General features: G+C 42.1%; 20 protein-coding genes. 6 read left to right on the top strand and 14 right to left on the bottom strand.

Features of this window, described 5'->3' with window-relative positions; translation table 11 throughout:
* Window positions 1-16: 16 nt before the first annotated feature.
* Window positions 17-1,369 carry an ABC transporter substrate-binding protein gene (locus tag ABS301_RS05885; protein ID WP_349671321.1) on the bottom strand — a complete coding sequence of 451 codons (1,353 nt, stop codon included), beginning with the start codon at window positions 1,367-1,369 and terminating at the stop codon, window positions 17-19.
* A gap of 187 nt (window positions 1,370-1,556) precedes the next feature.
* Between ABS301_RS05885 and ABS301_RS05890 the strand changes: the two genes are divergently transcribed.
* The 3 genes from ABS301_RS05890 to ABS301_RS05900 are packed head-to-tail and all read left to right on the top strand — an operon-like array spanning window position 1,557 to window position 5,969.
* A complete protein-coding gene (locus tag ABS301_RS05890; protein WP_349671322.1) occupies window positions 1,557-3,317 on the top strand; it encodes a sensor histidine kinase in 1,761 nt (586 codons plus the stop codon).
* 1 nt (window position 3,318) lies between these two features.
* A complete protein-coding gene (locus tag ABS301_RS05895; RefSeq protein WP_349671323.1) occupies window positions 3,319-4,845 on the top strand; it encodes a response regulator in 1,527 nt (508 codons plus the stop codon).
* Window positions 4,842-5,969: a glycoside hydrolase family 88/105 protein gene (locus tag ABS301_RS05900; protein ID WP_502877943.1), complete on the top strand. Its 1,128-nt coding sequence runs from the start codon at window positions 4,842-4,844 to the stop codon at window positions 5,967-5,969. The genes ABS301_RS05895 and ABS301_RS05900 overlap by 4 nt, the downstream gene beginning before the upstream one ends.
* Before the next feature lie 34 nt (window positions 5,970-6,003).
* Here the strand turns inward: ABS301_RS05900 and ABS301_RS05905 are convergent, their stop codons facing one another.
* Window positions 6,004-6,867 carry an AraC family transcriptional regulator gene (locus tag ABS301_RS05905; protein ID WP_349671325.1) on the bottom strand — a complete coding sequence of 288 codons (864 nt, stop codon included), beginning with the start codon at window positions 6,865-6,867 and terminating at the stop codon, window positions 6,004-6,006.
* A 148-nt stretch (window positions 6,868-7,015) separates the two neighbouring features.
* Between ABS301_RS05905 and ABS301_RS05910 the strand changes: the two genes are divergently transcribed.
* Entirely contained in the window at window positions 7,016-8,413 is a 1,398-nt protein-coding gene (locus ABS301_RS05910) for a family 4 glycosyl hydrolase (protein WP_349671326.1), read from the top strand.
* 64 nt (window positions 8,414-8,477) lie between these two features.
* On the opposite strand, the gene ABS301_RS05915 is transcribed toward ABS301_RS05910, so the two are convergent.
* The 12 genes from ABS301_RS05915 to ABS301_RS05970 all read right to left on the bottom strand — a co-directional run bounded on the left by ABS301_RS05915 (window position 8,478) and on the right by ABS301_RS05970 (window position 18,339).
* Window positions 8,478-8,972: a YfcE family phosphodiesterase gene (locus tag ABS301_RS05915; protein ID WP_349671327.1), complete on the bottom strand. Its 495-nt coding sequence runs from the start codon at window positions 8,970-8,972 to the stop codon at window positions 8,478-8,480.
* Window positions 8,950-9,582, bottom strand: coding sequence for an RdgB/HAM1 family non-canonical purine NTP pyrophosphatase (gene rdgB, locus ABS301_RS05920; RefSeq protein WP_349671328.1), 633 nt, complete (start codon window positions 9,580-9,582; stop codon window positions 8,950-8,952). The genes ABS301_RS05915 and rdgB overlap by 23 nt, the downstream gene beginning before the upstream one ends.
* A 24-nt stretch (window positions 9,583-9,606) precedes the next feature.
* Window positions 9,607-10,863, bottom strand: a complete 1,257-nt coding sequence (locus ABS301_RS05925) for a lectin like domain-containing protein (protein WP_349671349.1) — start codon at window positions 10,861-10,863, stop codon at window positions 9,607-9,609.
* Window positions 10,864-10,909: 46 nt separating this feature from the next.
* Window positions 10,910-12,079, bottom strand: coding sequence for a THUMP domain-containing class I SAM-dependent RNA methyltransferase (locus ABS301_RS05930; protein ID WP_502877944.1), 1,170 nt, complete (start codon window positions 12,077-12,079; stop codon window positions 10,910-10,912).
* Between the two features lies 1 nt (window position 12,080).
* On the bottom strand, window positions 12,081-12,629 hold the full coding sequence (yfcE, locus tag ABS301_RS05935) for a phosphodiesterase (protein ID WP_349671329.1): 549 nt from the start codon (window positions 12,627-12,629) through the stop codon (window positions 12,081-12,083).
* 69 nt (window positions 12,630-12,698) lie between these two features.
* Window positions 12,699-13,007, bottom strand: coding sequence for a rhodanese-like domain-containing protein (locus ABS301_RS05940; protein WP_349671330.1), 309 nt, complete (start codon window positions 13,005-13,007; stop codon window positions 12,699-12,701).
* A 123-nt stretch (window positions 13,008-13,130) separates the two neighbouring features.
* Window positions 13,131-13,355: a hypothetical protein gene (locus tag ABS301_RS05945; protein ID WP_349671331.1), complete on the bottom strand. Its 225-nt coding sequence runs from the start codon at window positions 13,353-13,355 to the stop codon at window positions 13,131-13,133.
* Window positions 13,356-13,772: 417 nt separating this feature from the next.
* Window positions 13,773-13,859, bottom strand: a complete 87-nt coding sequence (locus tag ABS301_RS05950; protein WP_349671351.1) for a putative holin-like toxin — start codon at window positions 13,857-13,859, stop codon at window positions 13,773-13,775.
* A gap of 206 nt (window positions 13,860-14,065) precedes the next feature.
* Window positions 14,066-14,797, bottom strand: coding sequence for a C40 family peptidase (locus tag ABS301_RS05955; protein WP_104438306.1), 732 nt, complete (start codon window positions 14,795-14,797; stop codon window positions 14,066-14,068).
* Between the two features lie 132 nt (window positions 14,798-14,929).
* Entirely contained in the window at window positions 14,930-15,622 is a 693-nt protein-coding gene (locus tag ABS301_RS05960) for a C40 family peptidase (RefSeq protein WP_349671332.1), read from the bottom strand.
* A gap of 195 nt (window positions 15,623-15,817) precedes the next feature.
* The gene (locus tag ABS301_RS05965; protein WP_349671333.1) at window positions 15,818-16,291 is read right to left on the bottom strand and encodes a DUF1700 domain-containing protein; all 474 of its coding nucleotides are present in this window, start codon (window positions 16,289-16,291) and stop codon (window positions 15,818-15,820) included.
* A gap of 110 nt (window positions 16,292-16,401) precedes the next feature.
* Window positions 16,402-18,339, bottom strand: a complete 1,938-nt coding sequence (locus tag ABS301_RS05970) for a fructose-1,6-bisphosphatase (protein WP_349671334.1) — start codon at window positions 18,337-18,339, stop codon at window positions 16,402-16,404.
* Window positions 18,340-18,495: 156 nt separating this feature from the next.
* Here ABS301_RS05970 and ABS301_RS05975 point away from each other — a divergent pair, with 156 nt between their 5' ends.
* Window positions 18,496-19,302, top strand: a complete 807-nt coding sequence (locus ABS301_RS05975; protein WP_349671335.1) for an MBL fold metallo-hydrolase — start codon at window positions 18,496-18,498, stop codon at window positions 19,300-19,302.
* 69 nt (window positions 19,303-19,371) lie between these two features.
* Window positions 19,372-19,665 (top strand): hypothetical protein, encoded by a 294-nt coding sequence (locus ABS301_RS05980; RefSeq protein WP_349671336.1) that lies wholly within the window; start codon window positions 19,372-19,374, stop codon window positions 19,663-19,665.
* Window positions 19,666-19,724 lie beyond the last annotated feature (59 nt).

The raw sequence follows: 19,724 nt of genomic DNA on the forward strand, positions 1-19,724 counted from the left end.
TCCAGAATTTTACCTGTTATTTTGCCGCTTCTTCAAGTATTTTCTTTGCTTCAGGCACAAACTGGCCAACTGCGTCGTCTGCTGTTGCATCTCCGTAACGGACTGCTTCAGAAACTGTTTTTCCTAATGCTTCTACTTCACCTTTACCAGATGGGTCTGGAGCATCGATTGTAGTTGCAATTTCAGTTACTTTTGCAACATAATCAAATACGGTCTGAGCGGTTGCATCTGCTTTTGGTTTGATTGCATCTGCAACTTCTGTATTGATCGGGATTCCTCTTTCAGCAAGAAGGATTTCATTACACTCTGTGCTGTTTGTGAACCAGTCAATGAATTTTGCAGCTTCTTCCTTATTCTTGGAAGTTTCAGCGATGGAGAAGAACATACTTGGTTTTAAGTACAGTGGCTGTACTTTAGCATCTGTAATGGTTGGGAACATGGTAATTCCAAGTTCTCTGCCTGCTGTTTTAGAGATACTGATGAACTGGTTGGATAAGCTTAAATCATTCCAGGTTGTACCATCAATGATTGGCTTTGTCTCAACAACATCAGGATTTTTCTCTGCTAATAAATCTGCGGAAATGCTTGCATCAGATTTAGCAAATTTTTCAATGGTGTTAAAATAGATCTTCATGGAATCTTCTTTTCCAGTGGTTAATTCATCAAATAAATGAGAACCATTTGCTCTTGCCATGATCTGCATCATGTTGATTCCGCCGTCATAAAGAGTTTTAGCACCGGTTTTATCGCTGATTGTCTTGCCAAGGTCATAAAGCTGATCCATTGTCAGCTGATCAGGAATGGTAACTCCTGCCTTTTCAACGACTGCTTTGTCATAAACCATCATAGGAGCGTTGCTTCCAAGGCTGAGTGCATAAGTCTTTCCGTCAACCTCTCCACTCTTGATGATGCTTTCCGGAATCTTTTTAGTATCAATAACACCGCTGCTCATGAATTCAGATAAATCAGCAAGCTGTCCGCTCTTCTGATACTGATTTAAATAGGAGTAATCCATCTGAATGATGTCAGGAAGATTTCCTCCTGCTGCCATAGCAGAAAGCTTGTCCCAGTAACCGGACCAGTCAGTAAACTCAACTTTGATGTCTACATTTGGGTTTTTACTCATGTAAAGGTCAACTGCTTTTTTTGTTACATCGTTTCTTGTCTGATTTCCCCACCAGCAAAGGCTTAAAGATACTTTGTCACCTGATGCTGCTTTTGTATCAGTGGATGCTGCTGTAGTAGCTGCCTGTGTGGTAGCTGCATCAGCCTTTGTTGTTTCTGTTGGCTCTGTTTTAGAGCCGCAGGCAGCTAATGATGATGCTGCAAGAATTGCTGCAAGTGTTGTTGCTAAGATTCTTTTCTTCATTTTGCAAAACCTCCCATTTGATTTCTTTAAGATAACCACATTTTATGTCAAATATGCACAAACGTAAAGTTAAAATACGGCTTTTTATGGTTGAAAAAACAGCTTTGTGTAATTTGAGATCGTTTACCAATTCCTTTTTTTGATCTTTTACTATATAATACGATTATCTGAGAAAGGAATTCTGATTATGAAACGATGTACAGTCTGGTTTAATAACCTGTCTTTATACAAAAAAATACTGACCGTTTTTCTCCTTGCTCTTTTTGCCCTGTGCCTCACTATCTTTATCAGCATACGAATTCTGGCCAACCGCTACAACGAAGTACTTTATCAGGCTAATGCTGACTCTTTAAGCCATGTGACCACCTATCTGGAGTCAGAGATGCAGATGGTTGAGAATGTTACAGATAATATCATTGGAGATGCTGTTCTGCAGGAGAATTTGTCGTTTCTGATTGACAATCCATACAGTGACCGGCGTTCACTTGCAAAAAGAGACATGTATCAACAGCTCTACTCCTATATCTATCAAAGCAGATATGTGAAATCCATTAACATCGTTCTAAATGACGGATCCAATATCTGTATGGGGCGTTCCGATGATATCTATAAATTCAACCGGGTGGAGCTTGACCGTTCCATTGACCAGTTAAAAGGAAAAGCTGTATGGTCTTCTGCTGTTGAACCCGGTGATGATACCGTGTGTGCAAGACAGATCTTAAAGCTTAAATATTTAAACCTGAAAAAACTGGCAGGACTCTATGTCACCGTTGATATGGAGCACATGATTGAGGACGGTTTGAAAAGTTCCGGGAGTATGGCGGATAATTCCAGGTTTGTCTTAATGACTGGAGAAAAGCGGATCTATCCGGCAGATGCCTATCACCAGGAATACTGTCTGAAACTCATCGCTGACAGGCAGGGCAGGGAAAATGCCTATACCATAGCATCTCTGGATAATAAAAAAGAGTTTATTATAAATGGATATATTCCCAATGTTGGCTGGGACTATCTTTATTTCAGAGATTACAATCCCTTATTCCGCAATGTCCGCCTCATTACCATGCAGATTCTTTTATATACCTTTTTCATTATTATGGTTACGGCAGTCCTGGTAAATTTACTGTTCCGCTATATTTTCCGACACCTGGATTACTTAATTGAAAAAATCCAGCGTTTTGGTAATGGAGAAGCACCCGTCAGCCACATCAAGTCTTATGATTATGAGAACAGACAGGATGAAATCGGTCAGCTTCACCGCAGCTTTGATGAGATGACCCACAGTGTAAAGGTATTAAGAGACGAAAATTATGATAAACAGCTTCTTTTAAGGGATTCTACCATTAAGATGCTGCAACAGCAGATTAATCCTCACTTTTTATACAATACACTGGATACCATCAACTGGATGGCTCAAAAATATGGAGCGGACGATATCTCCATGATGGCTCGCTCCCTGGGAAACTTGTTCCGCGCTTCCATTGCGGGTCAAAAGGATATCATTCCCCTATCGGAAGAACTGGAGGTGTTAAATGACTATATCCGGATCCAGGAAATGCGTTTTAAAGACAGACTGAATTTTGAACTGGAGGTGCCAGAGAATATCTCCCACATCTTCGTTCCCAAGCTGTGTATTCAGCCTTTGGTGGAGAATGCGTTAAAGCATGCCATGGAAGCCACTGATGAGATGTGCTGTATCCGGGTTACCATAAGAGAAATGGAGCTGGATTACCAGATTAAGGTGTCCAATACCGGTTCCATTTTTGAACCAGACTTACTTTCCAAAATTGAAAACAAGGAAATTAAACCCCAGGGTTCGGGTGTTGGACTGGTAAACATTAATTCCAGATTAAAATTACTTTATGGCAACAATTACGGGCTGAATTTTTACAATAAGAGCGGAATGGCAGTAGTTATGCTGTCCATTCCAAAAGAACAGGAGGTTTGACATGCTGAGATTAATGATTGTAGATGATGAACAGATTATCAGAGAAGCCCTTTCTCAAATGATTGATTATGAATCTTTAGGATATGAGCTGATCGCAACAGCTAAAAATGGAATGGAAGCCTATGACATCATATGTGATGAATATCCGGATGTAGTGATCACTGATATTCGAATGCCAATATTAAACGGGCTGGATCTAATCGAGCGTTCCATTAAAACAGACTCTAAGATCTCATTTATTCTGCTTTCTGGTTATAATGACTTTGAATATGCCAAGCAGGCAATGAAATACGGAGTCCGGTTTTATTTATTAAAACCCACCGATAAAAATGAGCTGATCGATTCTCTTGTCTCCATTCGAAAGGAACGCCTTCAGGAAGAAGCACGCAGTAAATCCCAGCAGGTGGATCTTTTAAAGACTTTGCACATTCCGCTGGAACAAAGTTTCATCATGGAACTGCTGGAGCATCAGGACACTTTTTCAAGTGTATTCCGTAAATATCAGGAACTGTTATCTCTGCCCGAAAGCTGCCTCTATGCATGCATCTGCTCCTTTGTCGAAGAACCATATTTGAAAAATTTCGCCACCGATATTGTTAAAATCCTCAGTCTGGAAGGGCTTCGTTTGGATTTTTCCATACTATATGTAAAAAATACTGCTGTTTTAATTTTCCCTGCTACCACTCTTGCAACACAGGAACGGATTAAGAACTCCATTTTAAAGCTGCATTATCCCAATCAATCCGTAACCTTTGAAACAGAATTTATCCATATGGAAACATCCGAAAAGTTATTTTACTTTGTAATTCAGAAGATCTCCCGTTTTGAGCGGATTCTTCTCCTCAGTGAAAAAGGAGAAAGCTATGAGATCAGAAACCATATTACAGCTCCATGGATGATCAGTCATTTGGAAGATTCCATTACCTCTGCACCGGATATCATTCAGGCAAACGAGCTTTTAAATTCCGTTTTTATTGACTCCATGCCCCCGGCAACTGCCAGAAGCCTCGCCCTTGGCCTTTTCCTTCAGGCCGATTTAAGCCAGGAAAAGCCACCCATTGATGCTGCCTGCGACTTTTTCCGCCGGCTCTATTCCTGTGATAACGTAACGGAAATACGGAATCTTCTTTCCGTGGTTCTGGTGCAGAAAGAGCATGAAACAGGGGGACATAAGGCCAGCTCCAACATCGCGCTGTTAAAAACCTATATCAGGGAACACTTAGACTCAGAGAACCTTTCTTTAAAATGGCTGGCTGAGAATTACCTGTTTGTCAGTGTGGGATATTTAAGCAAACAGTTTGTCAAAGAAGAAGGTATGCGTTTTTCCGACTATTTAAACAAAGAGCGCATGGAGGAAGCGATACGGCTGATGACCTACTATCACAATGACAACATCAAACAAATCGCAAGGCAGGTGGGATTCGGAAGCAACCCCCAGTATTTCAGTCAGGTATTCAAGCGTTACACAGGTCTTCCGCCCACAGATTATATCGAAAAACTAAAAAACACAAAACATAAAGGAGAATGACAACAATGACAAACGAGAGGCTGCTGGAAAAAATCCATCTGGTTGTGGAGAAACTTATGAATCTGGGAGGCTGTGACTATGACAAAGACAAATCAGTCAGCTCAACAGACACAAAAAAAGGAATTATACAGAGGGATTTCGGCATTGAAGAATGGGACTGGCCACAGGGTGTTGGTCTCTATGGCTTGTACAAGCTGCAGGATTTCTATGGAGATGACCGGTATCTTTCCTTTTTTGAAAACTGGTACAGCGGACATATGAAAAACGGTCTGCCCTCCAGAAACATCAATACAACGGCTCCCTTCCTCCCCCTGTCCTGCCTTCATACCAGTCTTAAAGATTCAGAGAGCTTCTATCAGCTCTGTACAGAACAGGCTGACTGGCTGATTAACGGCCTTCCCAAAACCATCGACAATGGATTTCAACACGTGACAAGTGCAATCGGTGACAGGAACGGAGTAACCTTAAATGAAGGACAGATATGGATTGATACTTTATTTATGTCTGTGCTTTTCTTAAACCGAATGGGACAGCAGGCAGAAAATCCGGCTTGGAAAAACGAAGCTCTCCATCAGTTTCTGGTACACATCAAATATTTATTTGATAAGCAGACCGGACTTTTCCATCACGGATTCAGTTTTGAACGTATGGATAATTTTGGCGGCGTTTTCTGGTGCCGTGGAAACTCCTGGTTTACCTACGGAATCATGGAATTTTTAGATGCCTGCGGATCTGATTTAAACGAAGGCGTAAGAACTTATCTGATTGACACCTTCCGTTCTCAGGCAGCCGCTCTCTTAAAGCTCCAGGCTCCCTCCGGATTATGGAGAACCGTACTGACTGATGATTCCAGCTATGATGAGGTATCGGGTTCCGCTGCCATTGCTGCGGGTATTCTAAGAGGTGTAAAGGCGGGAATTTTAGATGATGCCTACAAAGCAGCTGCAGACCGTGCAATTTCTGCTATATGCGATAACATTTCTGATGATGGAACTGTCCTTAATGTTTCAGCAGGGACAGGAATCGGTATGGACGGCGATCACTATAAAAATGTTCTAATCATGCCTATGGCCTATGGTCAGGCACTTGCTCTTACAGCACTGTGTGAGGCACTTGAAAAATAGAGCCTCCCCACTAAAAAAAGAGGCGAAAAGAACGTTACTGCTCCGTTCTTTTCGCCTCTTTTCTGTATTTCAAAGGCGTTGCATCGGTATGCTTTTTAAATACCCGTTCGAAATAAGTAACACTTTCAAAGCCCAGAACTTCTGATATCTCTGTTACAGAGTATTCACTGTTTAAAAGTAGTTCCCTGGCTTTCCGCACCCTTGCTAAATTCCTGTATTCATTGACTGAAAACCCCGTTACCTCCCTGAAAATACGGCTTAAATAGGATTTGCTGATAAAGAACCGTTCTGCCAGCTCCTCCAGACTTTCTGGCGTCTCACAATGAAGAGTCAGATACTCAGCCACCTCATGCACTTTACCATGTTTTGAGGTTTGAACCGTAATGGGCATATCCTTTAACAGGCTTTTTTTACGGCTTCTGTAAACCATAAGAAGAATTCTGGAAACCATGAGGCGAACCATGACTTCATATCGTTCTCTCCTGCCTTTTATTTCATCTCTGATGGACAGAAGCAGGGATTTCATCTCCTCCCATTCCTTTTCAGAAAGTCTTGCAACCCCATAATAATCGCCAAACAGCTTATCCAGGGAAGTAATCCCTGCATGATTTAACCATGACTCCAGATACCGGCCGTTGAGCTGGAGCAAAATACGGTCATGACTTCCGCTTCCCGCCTGGCTTGTTTTATGCACCTGCTGCCGGTTGACCAATACCACATCTCCGGTCTTCACGTAATAGGTTTCTTTTTCAATAAAATAATAACGTTCTCCGCTTAAGAGAAAATACAACTCATAAGTATCATGAAAATGCTTCATTGTCATGGAAAAGCCGTCATCTCTTGCCACCTCATCGATCACTACGCCTTCCATACTCTCTTCAAATATGATTCGTTCCATTTTCTTCTCCTGATCAGTAGCCAAAAGTATGATTATTGCAAAACAAGCATCAATTTTATTAGTATTATAATACTATAATGCATTATAATATGCAATAGAGAGTGATACGAACCTATTCAATATTTCTTAGTTTCAGGAGGAAACCTTTATGAAATACGAAAACAACAAAGTAAGTGATATTAAAATTGCTTACATCGGCGGCGGTTCCAGAGGCTGGGCCTGGACTTTTATGACCGACCTTTCCATGGATGATTCCATGAGCGGAACAATCCGGCTTTATGACATTGATCCTGCTGCTTCAAAAAACAATGAAATTATTGGCAGCCAGCTGAGCGCCCGCAAGGATACCATCGGAAAATGGGATTATGTCCAGTCTGATTCTTTAAAAGATGCACTGACAGGCTGTGATTTTGCTGTCATCTCCATTCTCCCGGGAACCTTCGACGAGATGGACTCTGATGTCCATCTTCCAGAAAGACTTGGCATCTACCAGTCAGTAGGTGATACAGCCGGCCCTGGCGGAATGATCCGTGCACTGCGCACCATCCCTATGTTTGTAACGATCGCAGAGGCAATCAGGGAATACGCTCCTGATGCCTGGATTATTAACTATACAAACCCCATGTCTCTGTGCGTAAAGACCCTTTATCATGTATTTCCACAGATTAAGGCATTTGGCTGCTGTCACGAAGTATTTGGTACCCAGAAGGTGTTAAAGGGCATCTGTGAGGAAACCCTGGGACTGGAATCCATTGACCGCAGGGACATTCATGTCAATGTTCTTGGTATTAACCATTTTACCTGGTTTGATGAGGCCTCTTATAAAGGAATCGACTTATTTCCTGTTTACCGGGATTATATCAATGCTCATTATGAAGAGGGCTATGAAGAGCCGGATAAAAACTGGGCAAACAGCACATTTGAATGCGCACACCGGGTGAAATTTGATCTGTTCCGCCGCTATGGTCTGATTGCAGCTGCAGGCGACCGTCATCTTGCAGAATTCATGCCTGGAACCGAGTATCTGAAAGATCCGGAAACGGTTAAATCCTGGAAATTCGGTCTTACCACCGTTGACTGGAGAAAGAATGACTTAAAAGAACGTCTGGAAAAGAGCCGTCGTCTGGCTGACGGAGAACAGGAAATTGAGTTAAAACCGTCAGGAGAAGAAGGAATTCTTTTAATTAAATCATTATGCGGTCTTGACCGGACCATCAGCAATGTAAATATACCAAACTCCTTCTTACAGATTGCAAATCTGCCAAAGGATGCGGTAGTGGAGACAAATGCAGTATTTGGCCGCGACAGCATTAAACCTGTGATCGCAGGTTCCATTCCTGAGGAAGTGCTGGAACTGATAAACCCCCACGTTGTAAATCACGAGCGCATTTTAAAAGCAGCCCTTACTTGCGACCGCACACTGGTTTATGAAGCTTTCTTAAGCGATCCTCTGGTAAAAGGCAGAGCAAGCGACGAAGAAGTGAAAAAGCTGGCAGACGATATGATCACCAACACTCTGGCATATTTACCCGAAGGCTGGAGATAACCAAATAAGAGAAACCCTGACAGAGCTGGTCAAACATCAATCCTCTCTGTCAGGGTTTTTTCTTTTATTCTTTTTCCAGAAAATTCAGCGTAAAATGAGCTTCTCCCTGCTCATCCAGTTCCATAATCATATAAGAGGGTCTTCTTCCTTCCTGGCGTGGATAGGACATACTTCCGGGGTTTAAAATTATGATCCCGTTATGTACCTCATAAAACGGTCTGTGGGTATGCCCGAACATGGCGATCTGAATATTTCGCTCCATGGCTTCTGCTTCCAGCCGCTCCACTCCAAGAGATACATTATAATAATGTCCATGAGTCAGAAGTATCCGGTAACTGCCCAGTTTAATTTCCTCCTCCCGTTCCAGATCAGAGAAAAAATCATTGTTTCCAAGAACCATGTGCAGTACACAGCCCTCATCCAGCCAGCTCTCAATCTTCTTTTCACTTCCTTCGGAATCTCCAAGATGAATCAGCATGTCAAAGGGCTTATTCTCCCGGATCACCCGCAAAAGATTTTCATCCCTGCGGTGAGTATCACTGACAATCAGTACTTTCATGACGCTCCTCTCCCAACTGCTCTTTCAGCTTATCTTTCATGGCTTCCAGCGCCTTTCCCCTGTGACTGATCCTGTTTTTCTGATCCATGGTAAGCTCTGCTGCAGTCATATGAAATTCCGGTATATAAAGAATGGGATCATAACCAAATCCTTCCCCGCCAGCCGGCTTGTCCGCAACCAGACCTTCCATGGCTGCCTCCGTATGAAGTACCCTGCCGTCAGGAAGAACTGCAGCAATGTTGCATACAAAGCGTGCACTTCTATCCTCTCCTGCAAAAAGAGCCGCGCGGTTTAATATAGTCTGATTTTTAATCTCATAGGAAGTCTCTTCCCCCATATAACGGGCAGAATAAATTCCAGGCTCTCCGCCCAGGCAGTCTACTACCAGTCCGGAATCATCAGCAAGAACGATTCCTCCGGACTTTTTCCACACTGCCATGGCTTTTATTTCAGCGTTTTCCCCAAATGTGGTTCCGTTTTCCTCAATATCGAGGCAAATGCCGGCCTCTTTCATGGAACTGACTTCCATTCCAAGATCCTTTAATATTTCACGGATTTCCCGCATTTTTCCTTCGTTCCCAGTTGCAAAAATTATTCGGTTCTCCCTCATCTGTTCTCTCCTTCAAACCTTTTTCTATTGGGCAGCTGTATATGCCTTCAGACACAAATTGCAGTTCTGCTTTTCTTCCACCCGCTCCCACACTTTGCCGTCAGCACTGATATAACCCTCCCCGTCAGATAAATCTACAAAGGTTCTTCCGTCCCCTGCATCATATTCGATGGCTGCAGGGTGAACTGTATCGGGAGTGGTAATTTTTACAATCACTGCAAACCGCTCTCCCTTTTTTAATTTCAGTTCCTTTTTTGTTTTTTTATCAAATGATACGGTATAATAACCGGCATTTTCAAATGCCCCGTCTGTCAGGAAAATCTTCCGGTCGAACTCATCCCCATCTGTAATATCGGATTCTTTTCCCGTCTGACGTACTGCGTAAATCTCATAAGAGGTACCAGGAGCTGTTGCATAAAACCCTACAGCCTTTAAATACTGGGATTCTTCTGCTTTATAGACATTGGAAAACCATGTGGTATCATTCCCATAGCCCAGCTGGCCAACCCAACCCCGTAAATCCGACTGATAGATCCTGTCATATCTGCCAGGATCTTCTACCTCAGAGTATACAATATTATTCATACCGATATTGGAATCATAATAGGATACATAAAAAAAGCCCTGGTCACCGAATCCGTCTCCCCAGCTGTTCATACAGATAAATGCACCATCACCATTTACCGGGACATTAAAATTATCTTTGGAAAATCCATCATCCCAACCGATAATTACGGAATCGTGATTGGGCGGCTCCGAGCCTATGTAGCAATAAGCGGACGCAGACTCATTATAACTGGCTGACTTACTTCTGTCCCCATTCATGGCGGTATAGAGGGAGCTTTGGACTCCTCCGTAACGAAGAACCGCCCGCTTTATTTTCTCGTAATCTTTCCCCGGTATCATCTGGATCTCCTGAACATGCTTACCTGCTTTGAGGCCTTTGGGGGACGTTCCATCTCCATAAGGGTCGTCTGCCTCCAGCACCGGTCCCTGCCAGGAAAGGAGGTATGCCATGGACATGGTATATTCTCCTCCCTCTTCCTGAGGAATACAAAATCCATTATTTAAGGACATATGATCCTCGGAGAAATCAAGGGATTCTTCTGGTAACAGTCTGGCCTCCAATGCCTGTAACGATGCAAACGCCCAGCAGGTGCCAAGGGAACCCTGATTTTTCACTGCCGGTGCACGACCGTTTTTCCTTCCGTCATAGACAGCCGGAAGCTGCCCTGTAACTGGATTATCTGTCTGTAGTGGTACAAAATAGTCCGCCGCCATGACGGCTGCCGTGCATAACACAGCAAGAAAAAAGGCAAACCGGATTTTATTTTTCAAACTCATCTCCTGCTTTTCTTTTCGGGGGTCTCGGCCCCATAAACTGATAGAAATAGGTCTTTATCATTCCATTATAAATTTTTCGGTTCTTATCTGCTTTTCTTCCGATATATCGTTCCGCATCCTCAAATGCAGTGATCATGTACAAGGACCATGCATCAAGCGCAGCATATCGCTCTCCGATCTGGCGGTAAAGCATTGGAAGATTTTCCTTTTCCTCAAGACGCTCTCCGTACGGAGGATTGGTGATAATAAAACCATATTTTTTCGGATGGCTTAACGCATCCACGGAGCGCTGCTGAAAATGGATGAGGTGATCTACACCTGCGGATTCCGCATTGGTTCTGGCTGCTTTTACAATTTCAGGATCAATATCATAACCCTGTATATCCACCTTTACATCTTTGTCTACCAGATCATTGGCTTCATCCATGGTGTCATACCAGCATTTTCTCGGTATTATGTTCTTCCAGTCTTCTGACAAAAAGGACCGGTTCATACCTGGCGCTATATTAGCTGCCATCATGGCTGCTTCTATTACGAATGTACCACTTCCGCAAAACGGATCCACCAGAATCCTGTCTTTGTTCCATGGTGTCAGCATGATCAGTGCTGCGGCCAGGGTCTCCGTAATGGGAGCCTTGCTGGTAAGGGTACGGTAACCTCTTTTATGAAGGGAATCTCCCGTAGTATCGATTCCTACGGTAACCTGATCTTTATACAGAAAAACACGAAGAGGATAGCTTGCACCATTCTCTTCAAACCATTCCACTTTATATGCACCCTTCATTCGTTCCACCATGGCTTTTTTCATAATGGACTGAATATCAGATGGGCTGAACAGCTTACTCTTTATGGAAGAAGCCTTTGCCACCCAGAATTTACCATCAGATGGAATATACTCTTCCCACGGTATTTTCTTAGTCGCCTGAAAAAGCTCTTCAAAGGAATCCGCATGAAAGCTTCCAGCCTTTAAAAGTACTCGTTCTGCTGTTCTTAAAAATACGTTGGCACGGCAGATGGCTTCGTCATCACCAAGAAAAGTCACTCTTCCGTCTTCCACTAAGGTAATATCATATCCAAGTTCTGTTATTTCTTTTTTTAATACCGCTTCCATGCCAAAATGGCAGGGAGCAATGAGTTCGTATGTTTTTTTCACATTATTCTCCTAAGTTCTTTTCTTTTACAATGTTACCATCAAAGTCCATAATCCGGAATATCCGGTCTTCCAGCAGCGCATAGGTAGGAGGATTTCCTCCTTTTGGAATGGAAACAGAACCTGGATTGAGTATGGTGATGTCTCCAAAGGTTTCAGCAGTCAGGATATGGGTATGACCGTGAAGCAGAATATCTCCCTTTTGCATTGGCAGAAGATGTTCTTTGTTATAAATATGTCCATGAGTGGCATAAATAGTCAGGCCATTAATTGCAAACAATGCATAATCAGAAAGGACTGGGAATTCCAGTACCATCTGATCTACTTCCGCATCACAATTTCCCCGGACATTATAAATCTGATCTTTATAACTGTTAAGCATGGAGATGACCTCTTTGGGTGCATATTCTTTGGGAAGATCATTTCTTGGTCCATGATAAAGAATATCCCCAAGGAGGATCAGTCTCTCAGCTCCTGATTTTTTATATACATCTAACAGCTCCCTGCAATAATAAGCAGAGCCATGAATGTCGGAAGCAATCATATATTTCATAGGTATTTTCTCCTTTACTGTTTATCAGGTATATTTTAAGACCTGGAAGGTATATCTGTCAATGAATACCTATCCACGTACCATATATTTTCCCCTGTAATAGGAGATTCCATTGGCCAGATTGATGACATGATACCCCATTGACTCCAAATGTCTGCAAACATTCATGCTTTGTCCGCCCCTGGCACAATAAAAGATCAGTGTTTTATCTCTGGGCAGCTGGTTTTTCCAATAATCATACTCCTCATAAGGGAGATTAACAGCCCCCTTTAAATGTCCTTTTTGATAAGAATTTGAACTACGCAGATCTATAATCATAACATTCCCATTATATTCTATATATTGATCGACTTCCCATACCGGTATTGTCGTGAACATACTATCACCTGTCCTTTCTAGTAATAATATATTCCAAATTTCCCAGGATGCGAAAATACAAAAAAACGCGGGAAAGGACACGTTGTCTCTTTCCCACGCCTTTTTTAGTTTTTTAGTCTGTTATTAGTAGGACTTGTTCTTGCTGGAATCGCGACTGGAATCACGGCTGCAGTCACGACTGGAATTACGGCTGGAATCCTGCATCTTGTCCTGCATTTTGTCCTGCATCTTATCCTGCATCTTATTCTGGCTGTTTGTACTCTTGTTCTTATTGGTGTTCTGGCTTGATAAATTCTTTGAAGAATTATCCATATTGTTGTAGCTGTCATTATAACTATTCTTAGACATTTTCATACCTCCTGTGGGCGTTTTTTGTTACATGGTGTAGTATGGCGAATATCGGACAGAATATACTTGATTTTTTGTATTGGATAATTCTGAATTTTTTAGAATTGTTTTAAAATAACTTTGCATTTTTACATAGCCTATATTATAATTTATTTGAGGAATATTATTCCTCATCCTTATTAATTATTTATACTCCCCTCAGAAGCAGCCGAATAGCTCCCCTATTCAGGCTGTTTCTCTTTGACGAGAAATTTGTGTGTTTCATGCTAAATCATTATTTAAGTTTATATTGATAGTAGGTAGAATATATGCTATATTAGAATTATAAAAGGAACAACCGCCCACAAGGGGTTGACCTAGCTTAAGAGTTGAAAGAACCCCTGAACCGGTCAAGTTCACAGGGGTTTTTTCTATGTATTACTTCTTTGTTATAGTATAAACAAAGGTCAGTAATGCAAGAATGAATATTCCGAATTGCATAAGCTCTCCAAATGATATATTCATCTGCCTCACCTCCCTTCATGTAAAATGAAAAGAGGTCAACACACCCTGTAACACGATTGTTCCGTGCCATTATGGTAACATATCCCATTTCAATGTGCAATTACTTTTGCTATCGCATCCACCGCCGGGAGAACACAAAAGACCTCCGGCAATCCCATGCCGAAGGTCCTATATCCCTTTCCAAAATCCGGTAATCCGCTATTCCATTAATCGCCAAGCACGTTGACAATCTTTACAGGTGTCCGATAATTCCACGGAGATGTCTTAATACCTGTACTATAAGTTGAGGAATGTACTACTTCTCCATTCCCGATATACATGGCAACATGATTGATGGAGCTTCCGCTTCCGTAAAAAATCAGGTCGCCTGGGCGCATCTGATCTGCGCTCACAGATCTTCCCTGTGAAGCCTGTCCACCTGATGAACGGCTGATGGAAAGTCCTGCTGCATGCTGCATTACATATCTTGTAAATCCGGAGCAATCCACTCCTGTATGAGGATCACTGCCACCGTAGGAATAACGACCACCTACGAACTGCAGTGCATAAGTAACAATGCTTTGTCTGAAATTAACGGTTGACTGAGCCTGAGCCTTCTCTTCCAGTGCTTTTAAAGTTTCTTCATCGGTTGCAGTTACAGTGGCACTTCCTTCTGCCGGCAAATAGCCATATGTATCGTTCACCTTAACTTTTAAAAATCCATCCCCCATATCTTCCACCACTTCAAAGGCGGATCCTTTGGAAGCGTTCATTAAGGGTTCTGTACCTTCTTCATCTTTACTGATTGTAACCTGATCTGTATTAACGGTTACCATGTAATTTCCAAAACTTAATCCTGGGCCGGATACCTCATCTGCTCTTACATCTGAAGGAACTGCAATAATCATTGTTCCACAAAAAGCCATAAGTCCTAACGTTTTCCATACTTTGTTTATCATCGGGAAATTTGCTCCTATTTTTACTTTTTGAGTTTCAAATGTTACGTAATTATTAATTTCATTACGGTTATTATACAATTACTTTATCTTTTCGTCAAGTATTATTTAAAACTGCACGAATTTAAAATTATATTAGTTTAAAACACTGACAAATTTCACAGGTTTGCGATACATGACGTTTGTTACGATAATTCCTGTTTTTTCGGTGGATGCATGGACTACTTTTCCATCTCCCATATACAAAGCGACATGATTAATGGATCCGTTTTTTCCATAAAATACCAGATCACCGGGACGTGCCTGATCATAACTTATGATTTTTCCTTCCCCTGACTGTGACCTTGCACTATGATCCAGCTCAACATCTGCGGTTTTTTTAAGGACATATCTGGTAAAACCGGAACAGTCCACTCCTGTACTGGGATTTACACCTCCATAAACGTAACGTCCTCCAACGAACTGAAGAGCATAGTCCACAACTTCTTTCCGCTCCAGTGCAGACTCGTCCACTTTTTCCTGAGTCTTTTCGATCAGTGTTGCAGAATCACTTCGTATGTAACCATCGCCTTCCGGAACTTTCACCTTCAGCCAGCCATCTTTGGCAGGCTCAATCACCTCACAGGTCTGGCCTTCCAAAGCTGAAGTCACAACTGATCCCCCATCCTCGGCAGCGGTTCTGACTGATACAGGCTTGTCCAATCTTGCATAAAGAGTTGTACTGGTTTCTACTGTGATTTCATCCGCTTTCGCCTCTGTCTGATCGCTTAAACTTATGGTAGTTAAAAGTCCTAAAAGTCCCAAGACCTTCCACATTCTGATTTTCATAACGAATCTCCTGTCTGCGTATTATAGCTGTCACCGCAAATATTTGACTTAAATATTACATAATTGTTACATTTTGAATTATATCCTTTGTTGCAGCTTTTGTCAAGCAAAAACGGCATTTATGACCACTCACAGTCATAAATGCCGTTATACTTTTGTAATATATTCCATTTATATTGTTACATATTAGTGACATTATCGTTTCAATCCTCTTACAAACCAGTATATCAGGCCAATTAAAAGCAGTGGTCCCATCACAGGTGCGAGAAGGCTGAAAATACCAGTAACAATGGTTCCCACAAGGAGGAAGAAAAAGACAATGGCGACTACCCCAAGAAGCTTCCAATACCATTTACTTAGATCATAATAATGCATCCCCCGTCTCTCCTGCCTGGGTTCCTCATATACATTCTGATCCTGTCCGGTAAAAGAGCTATAAAAACCGCCGGTGCTGCTACTTTCCTTTGCATTCTCACTGGCCTCTATAATCGTCTTTGCAATCAGTCTCGGGTCTCCAATTGCTTCGGTGACAGCTTCTTCCGAAGAGCCTTTTAAAACTTCTCCACGGATATATTCTTCGTAATATCTGATATTTTCTTCCACCACGCTTCCGGGAACCTCTCCTGTCAGGGTATCCCTTAAACGCTGTAAAAATTCCTGTCTGCTCATCTGAGCCTCCTTCAATAAAGTAAGTAACTTCCGACTATTTTACCATTTGACAGGGGTTCCGTAAAGAAATCTTATCTGAAAAAAATATTAATTTTTCATAATGTGCCAGACTACTCGATACGTTCTTTTATGATTCCCTCCCTGTATGCTGCCACCAGCTCTTTTAGATCCTCAATTCTTCCTGTCAGTTCCGCACCTTTATCCGTATCGGCAACCATCACCCGGCGTTTCATATTCTCAACAACCGAGACCTTTGGCGTACTCTCCTTTTCCGGATCAAAAGGCTTATGCTCTGCCAGAGCCAGGTGGTTGGAATTATAAATCAGTGTATATCCTGCAATTCCTGTCTTAGACTGATACGCCTTTGACAGCCCGCCGTCTATGAGAAACAGTCTGCCTCCAGCTTTCACCGGAGATTCCCCCTCTTTAATTTTTACCGGGACGTGACCGTTTATAATATGGGCACTTTCTCCGGAAAGACCGAATTCACTTAATATTCTCTCGCAGTATTCTTCCTTTATGCTTAAACGGTAATATGGATTCATGGGCTCCATATGAGTCTGATGATCTTCGATAAAATAATGTTCAAAGGTGGTCATCTTACCTTTTCCATATACCGGGGACTTGGCTCCGCTCCATAAATACCACATGAAATCTCTGGCATCTCTGCTTTCCTGGGTGTGTTCCGGAAGAAAATAAGCATTCTGAATCTTATTATCAACATAATCCATGAGAGCCCTTCCGGAATAGGATGAGCCTTCCATACAAATTTCTTCAAATGTACCATCTTCCCGCATGGGAATACACCCATGATAGAGGAGATTGGAATTATAGCATTTGTACATGCTTCCATGAGAATAGAGGAAACGCACATGACGGTGAAGCAGTTCATTATGAAGAAATGAAAGCTGCAGCGTACGCAAAAGTTCCTCTTCCTCTTCGTTTAATGTCAGCGGACTTGCTGGATCAATGGTGGGAAACAAGGTATCAAGAAGAGGATATTCCTTTCCCTCTACTGTTACAGTTCCCTTATTGTAATCAATGGCTTTCAATAAAACTCTGTCATTCATTTCATATTCCGGGTGACGCTTTATGATCTGCCCTTCCACTTTAAACTGAATTATGGCAATTGCCTTATGCATCTTGGCTGCCAGTCCCGGATCCACAGCATCGTAAATATTTTCATCAAGAATCTGGGGTGAAAAACGCTCACAGGGGTCATTGCGGTATACTCTGGCAGCAAACATGGAAAGCGGTCTTAAATTAATCCCATAACCATCCTCAAGAACATCGAAGCTGTTGTAGCTGATGGCAATTCTTAAAACGTTGCAGATACAGGCCAGATTGCCTGTTGCTGCACCCATCCATGAAATATCATGGTTTCCCCACTGAATGTCCACATCGTGAAACTGCAAAAGCTCATTCATAATCATATCTGCTCTCGGTCCGCGGTCAAAAATATCTCCAATGATATGAAGACAGTCAATGGTTAAATTCTGAATCAGCTCACAAAGAGCTATGATAAATTTATCTCCAATCCGAATATCAATAATGGATCTGATGATTTCGCTGTAGTATACCCGTTTGTTGTCATCGTTATAATCAACATGAAGAAGTTCATCTATAATGTAAGCAAATTCGGGTGGCATCTTTTTTCTGACTTTGGATCTGGTGTATTTTGAAGATACAACCTTGCAGATCTGCACCAGACGGTAAATTGTCACTCTCAGCCAGTCATCATCTGCCTGCCCGCTAAGCTCCAGCTGATTCATAATGCGGTCGGGATAGTAAATCAGGTTTGCTAATTCCACTTCCTCTTTTTCGGGTAAGATATGACTGAACGTTTCAGAAATCTTCTCCCGAATCACACCGGAAGCACTCCTTAACAAATGGATAAAGGCTTCGTGTTCCCCGTGTAAATCACTGAAAAAATACTCAGTTCCCTTGGGAAGTCCCTGAATTGCAGTCAGATTAATAATCTCACTGGAAGCCGCCCGAATGGTAGGATATTCCCTTGCCATAAGCTTTAAATAAGCCAAATCTTTCATAAATACGTTCTCCCTTTTTTTGACACAGTTGCATTGCTTTGAATTTTATAGTATCATAAAAAACGTCAATTTTAAACCCCTTTCGCCTGACGGCCGTCCATGACCGGCCAGGCTATGAACGTAAAACCGGGAATACCCCAGAAAAAGGAGACACCTATGGAACAATTATATGTTTTCGGAACCGGCAATGCCGCTGCCACCAAATGTTATAATACCTGCTTTGCCTTAAAAAATGACGAGGAATATTTTATGATAGACGCAGGAGGCGGCAACGGAATCTTTTCTATATTAGATGACATGAATGTGGATCTGTCTCACATCCACCATATATTTGCAACTCATGAGCACACCGATCATATTCTTGGTATTATCTGGATGGTGCGCTTTATTGGAGCCAGAATCAAATCGGGAAACTACGATGGAGATTTAAACATTTACAGCCATAAAAATCTGGTTTCTGTAATCGATACTCTCTGCCGCCTCACTTTGCAGAAAAAATTTTATGATCTCATTGGAACCAGAATTCATTTAATTCCGGTGGGAGACGGAGAAACCAGATCCATACTTGGATATGACATCACTTTTTTTGATATTCATTCCACAAAAGCAGAGCAGTATGGATTTACCACAACTCTGCGTAACGGAAAACGCCTGTCTTTTTGCGGTGATGAGCCATATAATCCCAAATGCCATGAATTTATTGCAGGAACCAGCTGGCTGCTCCATGAAACTTTTTGCCTTTATAAAGACCGGGAAGTATTTAAGCCCTACGAAAAGCATCACAGTACAGTCTCCGATGCCTGCCAGCTTGCAGAAGAACTAAAGGCAGAGCATTTGATTTTGTGGCATACAGAGGATAAAAACTTAAAAAACAGAAAAGAGCTCTATACCAGTGAGGGAAGTCCTTTCTTTTCTGGTGAACTTCTGATTCCGGAAGACAAAGAAATTATTAAACTTTCCTGATGAAAAAATCACGCTCGTCCCCGGCGCTGCATATCATATAACAATAGAAAAAGCAAAGGAGTTTCTCATATGTTGTGCCCGGGCGGCTTTACCCCTTACCGTGATGTCGACTGCAGAGACCTGGCTATTTTCTATGAGGCCACCAGGGAATTACGCGGCACTACCTACAAGCCATATCTGGTGGCAACACAGGAAGCCAGGGGAGTCAACTTCCGATTTATCTGTAACTCCACGATTATGACCAGACCTCCTCAGAATGCAATCACCATGGTTTGCATTTTTAAACCCTTTTGCAAAGAACATGATAAGGCCAGGGCGGTTGTGACGAGTATCTGTAAAATGGGATGCTACAATTGTAATTAAATATAAAGGGGCTGTGAAATAACCTCTCAATAAAACAGGACTTTCCGATGCACATTCGT

Source organism: Lacrimispora sp. (assembly GCF_031982545.1).
GTDB lineage: Bacteria > Bacillota > Clostridia > Lachnospirales > Lachnospiraceae > Lacrimispora.